7 protein-coding genes and 1 pseudogene (1 of these 8 only partly in view) are annotated in these 13810 nt (G+C 49.7%); 2 read left to right on the forward strand and 6 right to left on the reverse strand.

Translation table 11 applies throughout. From position 1 onward, the window contains the following. The 4 genes from OK023_RS02055 to OK023_RS02070 all read right to left on the reverse strand — a co-directional run. A protein-coding gene (locus OK023_RS02055) for an Ig-like domain-containing protein (protein WP_317694537.1) crosses the window boundary here: on the reverse strand, positions 1–4141 show its beginning. Its footprint begins 24299 nt before the window's first position; only the first 4141 of its 28440 coding nucleotides appear in the window; the start codon lies at positions 4139–4141; its stop codon lies off the left edge, out of view. Positions 4142–4650: 509 nt separating this feature from the next. Continuing rightward, a complete protein-coding gene (locus OK023_RS02060) occupies positions 4651–5820 on the reverse strand; it encodes an HlyD family efflux transporter periplasmic adaptor subunit (RefSeq protein WP_317694538.1) in 1170 nt (389 codons plus the stop codon). After that, positions 5817–8030 carry a type I secretion system permease/ATPase gene (locus OK023_RS02065; protein WP_317694539.1) on the reverse strand — a complete coding sequence of 738 codons (2214 nt, stop codon included), beginning with the start codon at positions 8028–8030 and terminating at the stop codon, positions 5817–5819. The genes OK023_RS02060 and OK023_RS02065 overlap by 4 nt, the downstream gene beginning before the upstream one ends. Before the next feature lie 77 nt (positions 8031–8107). Continuing rightward, entirely contained in the window at positions 8108–9466 is a 1359-nt protein-coding gene (locus OK023_RS02070) for a TolC family outer membrane protein (RefSeq protein WP_317694540.1), read from the reverse strand. Between the two features lie 436 nt (positions 9467–9902). On the opposite strand from OK023_RS02070, the gene OK023_RS02075 reads away from it, so the two are divergent. Further along, a complete protein-coding gene (locus tag OK023_RS02075; protein ID WP_317694541.1) occupies positions 9903–10151 on the forward strand; it encodes a GlsB/YeaQ/YmgE family stress response membrane protein in 249 nt (82 codons plus the stop codon). A 68-nt stretch (positions 10152–10219) separates the two neighbouring features. On the opposite strand, the gene OK023_RS02080 is transcribed toward OK023_RS02075, so the two are convergent. After that, positions 10220–11296, reverse strand: a complete 1077-nt coding sequence (locus OK023_RS02080; RefSeq protein ID WP_317694542.1) for a YncE family protein — start codon at positions 11294–11296, stop codon at positions 10220–10222. Positions 11297–11631: 335 nt separating this feature from the next. Next, positions 11632–12512, reverse strand: a pseudogene (locus OK023_RS02085) (IS630 family transposase). A 456-nt stretch (positions 12513–12968) separates the two neighbouring features. Here OK023_RS02085 and OK023_RS02090 point away from each other — a divergent pair. Beyond that, positions 12969–13778 (forward strand): fimbrial protein, encoded by an 810-nt coding sequence (locus OK023_RS02090; protein ID WP_317694544.1) that lies wholly within the window; start codon positions 12969–12971, stop codon positions 13776–13778. The last annotated feature ends 32 nt before the right edge of the window (positions 13779–13810 follow it).

A 13810-nucleotide genomic window follows, 5' to 3' on the forward strand; every position in this document is an offset into this window, starting at 1 on the left:
CGTAGCTGCCGTCGGCGGCCACCAGGGCGGTGCCGGTGGTGCCGTCCGGGAAGGTAATAGTCACAGTGCTGCCCGGTTCAGCGGCACCGGCATTACCGGATACGCTGAGGGTGCCGTCGGCATTCGCCACCACCACTGGGATAGCCGGAGCGACCGGGGCACTGCCGTCGGTGTAGGTGTTGGTGGTTGGGGCGCTGGCATTGCCGGCGGCGTCGGTGGCGAGCACGCTAACGGTGCCGGAAGTTTGCGGTGCAGCACTGTCAACCGGGCCATAGCTGCCGTCGGCGGCCACCAGGGCGCTGCCGGTGGTGCCGTCCGGGAAGGTGATAGTCACAGTGCTGCCAGGCTCGGCCGCGCCGGCATTACCGGACACGCTGAGGGTGCCGTCGGCATTGGCGATGACAATCGGCGTTGCCGGTGCGGTTGGTGCACTGCCGTCGGTATAGGTCTCGGTGGTCGGGGCGCTGGCATTGCCGGCGGCGTCGGTCGCAATAACGCTAACGGTGCCGGAAGTTTGCGGTGCGGCACTGTCAACCGGGCCATAGCTGCCGTCGGCGGCCACCAGGGCGGTGCCGGTGGTGCCGTCCGGGAAGGTGACGGTAATGGTGCTGCCGGGTTCAGCGGCACCGGCATTACCGGACACGCTGAGGGTGCCGTCGGCATTGGCCACCACCACTGGGATAGCCGGAGCGACCGGGGCACTGCCGTCGGTATAGGTGTCGGTGGCCGGGGCGCTGGCATTGCCGGCGACGTCGGTGGCAATCACGCTGACGGTGCCGGAAGTTTGCGGCGCGGCACTGTCAACCGGACCGTAGCTGCCGTCGGCGGCCACCAGGGCGGTGCCGGTGGTGCCGTCCGGGAAGGTGATAGTCACAGTGCTGCCAGGCTCGGCCGCGCCGGCATTACCGGACACGCTGAGGGTGCCGTCGGCATTGGCCACCACCACTGGGGTAGCCGGTGCGGTTGGGGCACTGCCGTCGGTGTAGGTCTCGGTAGCTGGCGCACTGGCATTGCCGGCGGCGTCGGTGGCCACGGCGCTAACGGTGCCGGAAGTTTGCGGTGCGGCACTGTCAACCGGGCCATAGCTGCCGTCGGCGGCGACCAGGGCGGTACCGGTGGTGCCGTCCGGGAAGGTGACGGTAATGGTGCTGCCAGGTTCGGCCGCGCCGGCATTACCGGACACGCTGAGGGTGCCATCGGCATTGGCCACCACCACTGGGATAGCCGGAGCAACCGGGGCACCGCCGTCGGTGTAGCTGTCGGTGGTTGGGGCGCTGGCATTGCCAGCGGCATCGGTGGCGATCACGCTAACGGTGCCGGAAGTTTGTGGTGCGGCACTGTCAACCGGGCCATAGCTGCCGTCGGCGGCGACTAATGCAGTGCCGGTGGTGCCGTCCGGGAAGGTGACGGTAATGGTGCTGCCAGGCTCGGCCGCGCCGGCATTACCGGACACGCTGAGGGTGCCGTCGGCATTGGCGATGACAATCGGCGTCGCGGGTGCGGTTGGGGCGCTGCCGTCGGTGTAGCTGTCGGTAGTTGGCGCACTGGCATTGCCGGCGACGTCGGTGGCCACGGCGCTAACGATGCCGGAAGTTTGCGGTGCAGCACTGTCAACCGGGCCATAGCTGCCGTTGGCGGCCACCAGGGCGGTGCCGGTGGTGCCGTCCGGGAAGGTAATAGTCACAGTGCTGCCGGGTTCGGCGGCACCGGCATTACCGGACACGCTGAGGGTACCGTCGGCATTGGCGACCACCACAGGGGTAGCCGGAGCGACCGGGGCACCGCTGTCGGTGTAGCTGTCGGTGGTTGGGGCGCTGGCATTGCCGGCGACGTCGGTGGCCACGGCGCTAACGGTGCCGGAAGTTTGCGGTACGGCACTGTCAACCGGGCCATAGCTGCCGTTGGCGGCCACCAAGGCGGTGCCGGTGGTGCCGTCCGGGAAGGTAATAGTCACAGTGCTGCCGGGTTCGGCGGCACCGGCATTACCGGACACGCTGAGGGTACCGTCGGCATTGGCGACCACCACAGGGGTAGCCGGAGCGACCGGGGCACCGCCGTCGGTGTAGCTGTCGGTGGTTGGGGCGCTGGCATTGCCAGCGGCATCGGTGGCGATCACGCTAACGGTGCCGGAAGTTTGTGGTGCGGCACTGTCAACCGGGCCATAGCTGCCGTCGGCAGCCACCAGGGCGGTGCCGGTGGTGCCGTCCGGGAAGGTGACGGTAATGGTGCTGCCAGGCTCGGCCGCGCCGGCATTACCGGATACGCTGAGGGTGCCGTCGGCATTGGCTACTACCACAGGCGTCGCCGGTGCGGTTGGTGCGCTGCCGTCGGTGTAGGTATCGGTGGCCGGTGCGCTGGCATTGCCGGCGGCATCGGTGACTACGGCGCTGACGGTGCCGGAAGTCTGTGGCGCGGCACTGTCAATCGGGCCGTAGCTGCCGTCGGCGGCCACCAGGGCGGTGCCGGTGGTGCCGTCCGGGAAGGTGACGGTGACGGTGCTGCCGGGCTCGGCAGCGCCGGCGTTACCGGACACGCTGAGGGTGCCATCAGGGTTGGCGACGACAATTGGCGTGTCAGGTGTCATGGGGGCAATGCTGTCGGCGAAGGCAGCAAGTGCTGGGGTACTGGCATTGCCAGCGGCATCGGTATCAATCACGCTGACGTTGCCGGAAGTCTGTGCTGCGGTACTGTCAACCGGGCCATAGCTGCCGTCGGCGGCCACCAGGGCGGTGCGGGTGGTGCCGTCCGGGAAAAGGATAGTGACGGTGCTGCCAGGTTCGGCGGCACCTGCGGCGCCAGAGACGCTTAGTGTGCCGTCAAGGTTGGTCACGACAACCGGCGTGGCGGGGGCCACTGGGGCACTGGTGTCGGTATAGGTAGCATAAATGGGGGGGCTAACATTGTCGGCGACGTCGGTCGCGATCACGCCGACGGTGCCGGAGGTTTGCGGTGTATTACTGTCAACCGGGCCATAGCTGCCGTCGGCGGCCACCAGGGCGATTTTGGTTGTGCCGTCCGGGAATGTAATGGTGAGGGTACTGCCCGGTTCAGCGTATCCTGTAGCGCCAGTCACTCTTAGGGTACCATTAGCGTTAGCGCTTACTATCGGAATAAGCGGTGCTTGTGGGGTTGTGAGATCGATATAGGCGGCGTTAGTTATTGGGCTTCTGTTGCCTGCAGCATCGGTGTCACTTAGCGTTACGTTGCCTGAGGTTTGAACCCCGGTACTTGTGACAGGGCCATAGCTGCCGTCGGCGGCCACCAAGGCGGTAGCGGTGGTGCCGTCCGGGAAGGTGACTGTGAGGGTGCTGCCGGGTTCGGCAGCACCGGCATTACCGGAGACAGTTAGGGTGCCGTTGGCATTGGCGACGACAATGGGGACGGCTGGTGCTATAGGTGCAGTGCTGTCGGTATAAGATGCTGATGCTGGCGTGCTGGCATTACCGGCAGTATCAATGACTATTGCGGTGATATTACCCGAAGTTTGGGGGGCAGAGCTGTGTATCGGTCCATAACTGCCATCTGCAGCGACTACGGCGGTACCTGAGGTTCCATCGGGGAACGTGATTTTAATCGTTGTACCCGCTTGGGCTGCGCCAGCATTCCCAAAAACATCAAGAGTACCATCAGAGTTCACAATAATGTTTGGTGAAGTAGGGGGAGATGGTGGAGAAATCGTATTTCCCCCATTTTGAGAATTTGAATTACCGCCGCCAGAACCTAATGCAATCCCACCTCCTATCAATAACGCTGCAGCGGCAGCACCGGCTAATGTTATAGGACTGATACCTGCATCACTGCCAATTAATAGTGTTTGGACTGATTCTAGTGGAGAAAAACCTGCTGTGTCGAGTACAGGTTGTCCCAACGAATCAGTTGCCTGAACCCATAGCTCGTTACCATCGTGTAATACTAACGTGTTATTATGGCCTTTGTGAGTTAGGTAAAAATCCTCTAAAAAAATATACTCACCAGATTTTAATTTAATTATTAGTGAGTTACCTTGTTTCTCCATGCTTGCAATATCACTAGGTTTCACATTCACTTCGATAACAGAAGCATCTTTGATCAGAATACGTCGATCAGAAAGAGTAGTTTTCTGATGTGTTTCTTTGTTAATCAGAGTGATGCTTGCATTCATGATAGTAACCTCATAGGGTTATATTTTGACTAGGGGATACAAGTCCATATGCGATTTAATAAATTGTAGTCAGTCTGTTTAAAATTATCGATATGGCGAGTGTTAGAAAGTAGAGGGGGTATGTTAATATATTGAATTATTTTCTTTTTATCTTAAGAGTTGGAAGTAATAGCCTAAATAAAGTGCGGGGTGATACCGATACAAAGCTGACTTCTTTGAAGCTGAAGAGTAAGTAAAGTGAATGGCTTTTATCTTTTTGATTTTAAATACCTTTTTAAGGTTATTAAATTTTTTAAATTAATTTCATTATAAATCATTTGGTTACAACATAAGATTAACACTACCACTTTATGGCATAGAAAATCGTTTCCTATCAGATTTATCCTAAGATCTTTTTCTGCCCCAGGCAGGCGCTTGAGCCTCATCATTGCATAAAAAGGATGATGAAGCTGATTACTGGAGAGCCGCGTCTTCAGATAACTCAAATGATCTAAGGTGTGAAAAATTAATTAGCGTTCACGCAAGGATTCTTTTACTTTGTTTAATGGTTTAACTAAGTAATCGAATACGCTTTTCTGCCCCGTTTTTATCTCAACACTGGCAACCATTCCTGGCATGATTGGGAATGACTTTCCTGCTTTGTTCTTGATATCGATACTGTTAGTTCTGACATAAATACGGTAATAAAACTGGTCAGGCTTTACCTCGTCTTGCAATGTATCTGGCGAAACAATATCTACCTTTCCCTTAATGTCACCATAAATAGAAGAATCATAAGCAGTAATTTTTACGTTAGCATCTAACCCCGGGCGTATATAGGCGATATCACGTGGGTTTATACGCGTCTCGATCAGCAATTGGTCATCTAACGGAATGATTTCTATCATTTTCTCACCGGGTTTTAGTACGCCACCCAAAGTTGAGACATGGATCTCTTTGATAATTCCATTCACTGGTGAGGTGAAAATCGTACGATTTAATTGGCCTTTACGGCCATTCATGATTGCTGTTTGTGCCTCCATTTCTGCTTTTGCTTTAACCAGATCCTGTCGGGCATTAACAAAGTAAGTGTTGCGAGCATCATCGATTTTACCGCGGAATTCGCTTATCTGCCGTTGCAGGCGAATAACTTCTACCGGGCTTGCGGCTCCCAGTCTCACCAACGGTGCGGTCATGGCCAGTTCACGCTCAACCAGTTCTTTAGAATTAGTGAGATTATCTATGGTTTCTTTCAGATTGAGCCTGCGTGAATCATATAGATGGCTTTCTTGCATCACTAACACAGGGTCTTTTTTAACATCGTCGCTGAATGCCAACGGTACGTTATTCAACTCCGCATTCAACCGTTCGATAGAGGCCTGTAAGGCGAATACCCTAGCCTGTGCTTCTCCGACCGATGACTCAAAATAATTGGGATCGAGTTTGGCTAAAATTTGCCCCTTTTTGACAATTTCCCCTTTTTTAACCAGCATTTCAGAGAGAATGCCACCATCCAGGCTTTCGATAACTTGTTCCTGAGACGCTGGAGTGACCTTGCCAGTACCAATAGTGACCTCATCCAGAACGGCATAGAACGACCAAACGCCAAAAGCGAGTAGAGAAAGGAAACTAAGCCAGATAACGAACGAGATAGGAGAACTTATCTTTTCTGTCCTATCGCGGGAGGGCGTCGAATTCATTGTATATTCCCTCCAACTGGCCTGAAATCGTGGGTATTTGATGTATGTTTAACCGTCGCGTTTTTCGCATGGCCAGTCTGTTCCACAGTGGGGGAGCCATATGTTCTGAGGATCTGCTCTTTTGAACCGTCGGCCACGATCCGGCCATTGTCTATGACTATAATGCGGTTAACGATGTTGATAAGGGCTGGGCGATGGGTGACCAGGACCATAGTGCGACCGCCTATCCATTGATCCAACTGTTGCAAAACATGCTTCTCAAGGTTCTCATCCATAAAAGTGGTTGGTTCGTCCATTAACACGACTTTGGGGTTTCGTACTAGCATGCGGCTAAGCAGGATCATTTGTCGCTGACCACCGGAAAGCCCACGTCCGCCCTCGTTGATAACGTAATCCAGAATGGCGGCATCTTTCTGTACTAGGCTAATCGCGCCACTCACAACCAGCGCTTGTATTAATTCCTGTTCGGTGGCGTGGGGATGGCCGAGCATCAGGTTTTGCCGCAGGGAACCGAAAAAGAGACGGCAATCCTGAGAGACGTATCCTACCTGGCGTCTTATATCTGCTGGATCGATACGCGAGATATCTACCCCATCCAGTAAGACCTTGCCTTGAGAAGCGGTCCCCTGGCCTGCAAGGAGTTTAAGTAACGTGGATTTCCCAGCACCTACACGTCCAATAATAGCGATGCGTTCGCCGTGATTGATCTCGAGTTTACTGATGGATAACACACTCTTTTTGTGTTCGGTATCGTAGGCGTATTCCACACCTTGTAATGTATAGTTTCCATACAGGTTGGGGCAATGAGCACGTTTCTCATCTTCAGGCATGTCAATGGGCTTTTTCAGCAATTCATCCAGCCCCCGTATCGCGGTTTTGGCATGTTGCCAGCGGGAGAACACCATTGTGAGTTGCATGAGTGGTGCTATGGTTCTTGATGACAACATACTGCAAGCGACTAGAGTACCTGTTGTGATATCCCCTTTGAGTACCAGATAGACCCCCATCACTAATATTGCAGAATAGGAGAGTTGTTGAATTGCTCCCCCCCATCCTGTGAGTAACGATGTCCATAGACGATGTTTGATGCTGATCTCGGCACTCACCTCATGGTTTTGCTCCCATTGGCGTTGGAAGTAAGGCTCCGCCTGAAGAGCCTTGATATCTTCCACTCCTTCGATAGATTCAACCAGTACGGCGTTACGTAGTGCACTTTCCCGCATACCCTGTTGCGATAGTTTGCTTAATGGCCATTGCAATATGAGGCCGGGAATAACCACTAGAGGGATTGCCAACATAGGGATGATGACCAGAGGCCCGCCGATTGCGGCCATAAGGAACAGAAACAGGATGACAAACGGCATATCGGCGACCGCACCTACCGTAGTGGAAGTAATCAGTTCGCGAACCTGTTCCAACTCCCTTAATTGCGAAATAAAAGCGCCCGTTGATTTTGGCCTGGCCTCATTGCGGATAGCTAACGCTCGGGCAAATAACATAGAGGAAACTTTCAAATCTATGTTTTTCCCCATAATATCTGAAACACTGGTGCGAGCCATACGCACCAGCGCTTCAAATAGCACCGCTATCATGACACCGAAAAAGAGCACCCACAGAGAATTATAAGACTCTGCGGGTATAATCCTGTCATAAATCTGCATCGAAAAAAGAATACCAGCAAGAGCCAGTGTATTGCTGACAATAGATGCCAGTGATATTTCCATAATATTACGGGTTGAACCGCGAAAGGCATTCAGAAACCAATGCTTTTTATAGGGCTTGATAAATTCGTCAATTCTTGAATCTCGCCCTCGAGTTTCGGGATGGATCAGTACGATCAACCCACTGTTTTGCTCCCAAAATTCTTCAGCAGGGAGTTGGTAAGTGATATCAGAACCATCAGTTAACCAGAAAGTGATGCTGTCATCCGTGTTGATGGAATGAACAACGGCAAGCTCGTTGTCTGTTCGAGCAACAATAAAAGGGACTGAATGTGCAGTTAATTTTTTATTTTTCTGTAAGATGGGTTTGATTTGGAGATTAATTAATGCAGACAGGCGGATAAGTTTTTGTTCCAATGTGCACTTCTCGAACCATGACATCTGTTGGCTCAAATAAATCTCATCGACAGGGTGCCCGTAAACTTCAGCTATACGACAAACGGCAGATAGCCACTTTTTTGTATCGCTTTGAGTTTCTACCGCCTTCATATTTTTGTACTCCATTTATCTATCGATAAACTTTGTCAGGGAACAGATTTGGCTGTTCCCTGCTTGGTCGATAACCATCATTGAATACTGGGTAATTCCTTTTCTGCGGTTTTATCGACACCTAACAACGGCAAAAGATTGTCTATTGCTACAGCATAGTTTATTGCTGCATCCTGAACGTCAAAGTGTGCCAAGACGTTACCACTGTTTGCCTGGTAAACATCTTGTTCAACACTCAATAGGTCGTTCAAACTACGCTGACTGAGTTTGTATTCGTCACGGTACAGACTGCGAGTGCGATCGGCTATCTCGATCTGACGCACACTCAGCTGTTCGCGTGCACTTGCACCAGACCAATTTGCAAAAGCAGCAGATGCCTGCTGGTCAACGGTCAATTTGACCTGGTTAACATCGGAACGTGCTGCCAGTACATCTTGTTCGGCCTGGTTGACTCGTGCCGATACTGCCCCCCCTTGATAGATGGGAACGCTGACAGACAAGGCGAACTGATTGTTCCAGTATGCGTCATTGTTGTCGAATTGCCGTAAACGTGCAGCTTCTACACTAATATCAGGCAGATGCTGTGCTTTTTGCTGCGCGACACTGGCTTCAGCGGCTTTTTGTTTGGCTAACGCCGATTGCATGGACGCAATTTCACTATAGTTGATGGCGTCAGGTTTTAGCGTAATCTGTCTTAGGTTATCTGGCAGTTCGGCTAAATCGGTAGCATTTTGCCCGGTTAACGTTGCCAAATTAGCCTGAGCGGTGTTCAATTGAGTGCGGTACTGTTGCAGAGTGGTTTTTAACAATGCAATACGCGTTTCTGCTTGCAAGATATCTGACTGCGGATTAAGCCCTGCATCAACACGCAATTTTGCCATATCTCTGACCTGGCCCAGCGAATCAATAGAGTCTTCTGCAACTTTGATTAAACCTGAATAACGTTTGACGCTGGAATAACTTAACAATGTGTTTGCCGCCACACTTGTCATGTTTTTGAGCAACTCCTTGCGGTAGGAGTCGGTTAAATTCTGTTGGCTATCGACGGAGTTGCTTGTTTTGCCAAAATCATAGAGTAGCTGTGTCAGCTTCGGCCCAAGGGTTGCTTCTCCGGCTCTGCCATAGCTTGCACTCATGCCAACCTGTGGAAAGTAGGCACTTTTGACTTCATCGACCTGAGCTTTGCCTTTGTTGATTTGTGACAATGCTTTACTGATCTCCGGGCTGCGTTGGAATGCATACATCACAGCCTCATCCGCCGTCATCTTGCTTTTGCTTTCTACTACGCTGAGCGTGTTCCAATCTGGCGGCCCATCTGCGTGAGTTAGCATCGGCATCATCAGCAAGGCTAATGATATTAATGATAGTTTTCGCCAGCGAAGGTCATTAGACAGTGTATTGGTTTTAAACGGACAAACTTCTGTCTTTTTTAACATATGCAAACTCCATTTAAAAAAGGACTTCTACCAAGGGTGAAAAGACTGATACCTAGACTTTTGTGAGTTATGCATCCTCTGCTTATACTAAAATAATTAGAGTGATATAAAGGCCGCAATTTTTGGAACCTCTAACAGTATAGATAACTATGTGACAGGGGAGAGAAATCTGCCAGGAGGAGAATAAAACTCTGTGCTGTGTCTCTTTATTGCCTGCGAGATCGTTCGTCTGCAATCAAGAACATGGTTGGGCGCTCTAGTTGTAGTAGTGTCACAGGGTATATACCCAAGCTCATTCAAATTGCATGTAGGCGGTAAGCGAGTCAGTCCCCGGCGTGTAGCTCGCTATTTTACTGGGGCATACGAGCATAGCCAACACCGCTGTAGCTTGAATGACGACGAGTATATTCAGCAAACAGGTAAGAGGGGTAGCAAAATGGGTATCATTTCCTGGATCATTTTTGGTTTAATTGCCGGCATTTTGGCTAAGTGGATCATGCCTGGCAAAGATGATGGTGGTTTTATCATGACCGTTGTACTGGGGATTATCGGTGCAGTTGTCGGTGGCTATGTCAGTACATTCTTTGGTATGGGCCGAGTTGATGGTTTCAACTTAGGAAGCTTTGTCGTGGCTGTAGTGGGTGCCTTGGTGGTGCTTTTTATCTACAGAAAAGTCAGAAGCTAATCAGTTAATGATTGCACAGGGCCGCTATGGCGGCCCTTTTTAACGACCCTGATGCTTCAAGCGGGAGATCACTTTAACGTAATGCGGACCACATCATCTGGCTCGATAGCTTCTTTATCACGGCTTGATGCCTGTTTTACGCTCACGTATAGGCTCTGGCCATCTGGCGACAGCGCCAGGCTGTTCGGGTGAACCGGCGTTTTAAGGGTATTTAACAACTTATAGCTTTTGGCGTCGATCACGCTCACGGTGCCCTCTTTACGGTGAGTAACGTACACTTCATTGCGTATAGGGTTAAACAGCACCGCCAGTGATTCTGGCACATCGATCTTTTGCAGAATATTGCCGTTACGAGTATCGGCCACCAATACTTGCGGTTGTTTGGAATCGGTAATGAACGCACGGTGCGTGGCTGGGTCCAAACTGATATTTAACAAGAAATGTTCTTTCGACTCATCCAGCTTTTTACGCGAGATAATTTTGTTGGTCTGGGTATCGATAGTGACCAGTTCGCCATCGGCATTAGTTACGTATAGGCGACTGGTGGCGGCATCCAGTGCTAAACCGGTGCCGAGCTTTCCTGTTTCAGCGATAGTAGCCCGCAAGGTTAGATCCTTGCCATCAACCACCCAGACCACGCTTGAATCACCCAAGCCAGTAATATAAACCGTGTCTGTGGTGGCATCGGCTACCAGTTCGCGTGGTGCCAGCGGTTTGACACTATCAGAGCGTTTACGCGGATCCAATACCAAGCGGCCGGTTACTTCACCCGTTTTTCCATCGATAGCGGTCACTGAGTTATTAACGGTGTTACCGAAGTAAAGTGTGTTGGTATTGGGATTGATTGCAGCACCAAAAGGCTTGATATCATTATGAATGATCTGCGTAATTTCTAGAGTTTGTGGATCAAGCCGATAAACTACCCCGCCTTTGTCCAGCTTACGGCTTTGTGAAGTAGCGAGATACAGCGCATTTTCACCCTGGCTGTACACCATTTCGTAAGCGCCTTTCCCCACCGCTTTTCTCAGTAACTCAGACTCTGTTTGTGCGTGTAGAACAGAGGAAAACATCAGCGTGCTCAGGAGCAAAAGAGGATAAACCGCACGTTCGCTAAACTTTCGGGTTGTTGTCATCTTGGCGTTCATAACATCTCCATTTCATCAAGTACAGTTCACCACAGGTAGAGTCCCCGGGAGAGTCTGGTTCAGCATTGCGTCTCAGGTAAAAATCTGGTCGGTCACAATACCCCATTCCTTTATTGAATGCTAATGATAGTCATTATCTTTAGCAAATGGGAGGGTTTTATTGCTGATGGCAGTGAAAGTGGCTGCAAAAGAGTTTACGCCAACTTTATTGGTTAAATTTCAACATAAAATTTTAATCATTTTTTATACGTAGGATTCTTACTAATAAGAAGAATTAACTACGGGTTAATAAATTTTTTAGCTTTAAAAAATAACAAACATATACTCAATAAACCTCAAGATGCCATTTTTTTCACCTGAAAGTTATTGTTAACTCGGGCTCTCAGCGGCTCCGATATTTCTGGGAGTGTGGTCGTGAAAAAATTGAAAATCGCATCCCGAACATCGTGTTTACTGGCAAAATAGCGATTGTTCCGGGCGTATTCTTTCATCACTTTCCACAACCGCTCAATGGCATTCAGGTTCGGGCTGTATGGTGGGAGATAATCTAGCTCAATATTGCTGGCATAGGTCCAATCTTTCACCAATTCGGTTTTGTTATAACCTGCGCCATCGACTATCAGGTGGATTTTCTGGCGTTAATCCGGATGTTTTGTCCTAATTTCATTGAAAAAACTCGCGATACTTAGCTCATCAATGGTTTGATATTCCTGAAACACCGCCATACCGATATCATTCAGGTCCAGTGCCCTTACAATATTCAGCCTTGTGCGGTTTGCCGTTGCTTCTCTTCACTGCATTTATAGGGAACTCCAGTAGGTTTTTTATAAGAAAATCCATGCAGATGCAGCCACTTGTTCATATTGGGAATACTGAAGGCAATCTCCCTGCACTGGGCGACATAAGCCACAATTTCATGGGTATGATGGAACAGGTGAAGAGATAAGTGATTGATTAAAAGTTCAGTCTGTTCTGTGTTAAGCATGCCCTCGGAGCCGCCATTTTCGGACTTGAGTTTACGATCATCGAAGTAGTCGTTGATGCAGCGATCAACGGTGGTTTGATGCAGGTGCAATGCCTGGGCGATCATCACAGAGTTCCAGCCTTCGGAAGCCAAAAGTATCGCTTTGATACGATCGCGAACACGCCCGTCACGCGCAGTATTATGCAGGCACTTGAGTTCGATTTTTTGTTCTTCGGTGATAAATATCTTTATGGCGGAAAACATGATCCTCAACGTCGATAAAATCAAACATCTTCAATGATTACGGGTATATACTTTATTGATTGGTTTAGTGGAGTTTGATATCTTTCACTTTCCTATTTTATAAATAAAAAATGGAATTAGAATATATATGGGGTTATTTAAACATCAGATGGTTAGTACGCATTCATACGATGTAATAACTTGTTGTGATATGTCGCCAAGGAAATTAAAATCTTTTTTCTTGAAAGGTAAAGTGGAATCATATAGGGGGATTTTTCATCTGGCATCTGTTTTTTTTATATTATTTATATTGAGTGAATGTGTCTTTGCCGATGTTCCTAATACTTTTTTGGACGGGGCAATAATAATTTTACTGTTAACGTCGAGAGTAGTCGATTTCCTGATCACCATGCTGGGGCGACGATTCAAGTATCTTATGTTGATGCATCCCGCGGTCGGTATGGATTGTATTATATTAATGCGACTGGCCGGCCTACCCCTCAGAGTTATTTTAAAGGCGAAACACAACTGGAACGCTCAACAATTAATCAAGGTTATTTTAAATTAAATGATAACCTTGATGTACGAGTTGAGGTAGGTGGCCAATATATTGTCCCTTTCAATTGGACATCGTTAGGACCGCAGACTATCCGTTTGGATAATGGTTTTGGTTATAGCGACCGATTCACTTATGGATTAAGGGGAAGACTTTCACTGAGATTACGTCGGGATATCATTGGCGGTGCCGTATTGCTGGACCGTAATGTCTTAGTGGCTTCTGTGTATCGTTCTATAAGTACGACCCCACCTCCAGCATTGATCCCACAGGATCCAGAGCCTGCTTTTGAAATCACTCTTGAAGGACAAATCGTTCCAACACCTGTTGAATGTTATATTTTTGGTAATCAACCGACTAATGTGAGTTTTGGCGATCTTAATGCAGCTGATATCACTGCTGATGGTAGTCGCTATGGTCAGGGTATTTCTTTTAATTATCTATGTAATAGTGGAGCTAGCCTACCAATAAAGCTTTACCTGATTGCCAACCCCAGTAGCTTCTCCGACAATTATATTGCTACTAGCAATCCCGATCTTGGCATTGTGATGAAACATGGCGACACAACGGTGAAACCCTGGAGTAGTTTCGATAGTATTTTGCTGAATGGCAAAGGCGACGATCGTGTGTATGTTGCCCCTGTCAAAAACCCTGCAGCCAAAACGATGAGTACCGGTGCTTTTACTGCAACTGCTGTTTTGATCATGTCGATTCAATAAACTCCCATTTTGGCTGTTTCACTTGATTGTGT

It is taken from the genome of Serratia sp. UGAL515B_01, assembly GCF_033095805.1.
Taxonomy (GTDB): Bacteria; Pseudomonadota; Gammaproteobacteria; order Enterobacterales; family Enterobacteriaceae; genus Chania.

Coding starts and splice junctions, on each gene's coding strand:
- OK023_RS02065 (WP_317694539.1), bottom strand. CDS start 8,030: ATGAAGGCGGTAGAAACTCAAAGCGATACAAAAAAGTGGCTATCTGCC.
- OK023_RS02070 (WP_317694540.1), bottom strand. CDS start 9,466: ATGTTAAAAAAGACAGAAGTTTGTCCGTTTAAAACCAATACACTGTCT.
- OK023_RS02075 (WP_317694541.1), top strand. CDS start 9,903: ATGGGTATCATTTCCTGGATCATTTTTGGTTTAATTGCCGGCATTTTG.
- OK023_RS02080 (WP_317694542.1), bottom strand. CDS start 11,296: ATGAACGCCAAGATGACAACAACCCGAAAGTTTAGCGAACGTGCGGTT.
- OK023_RS02060 (WP_317694538.1), bottom strand. CDS start 5,820: ATGAATTCGACGCCCTCCCGCGATAGGACAGAAAAGATAAGTTCTCCT.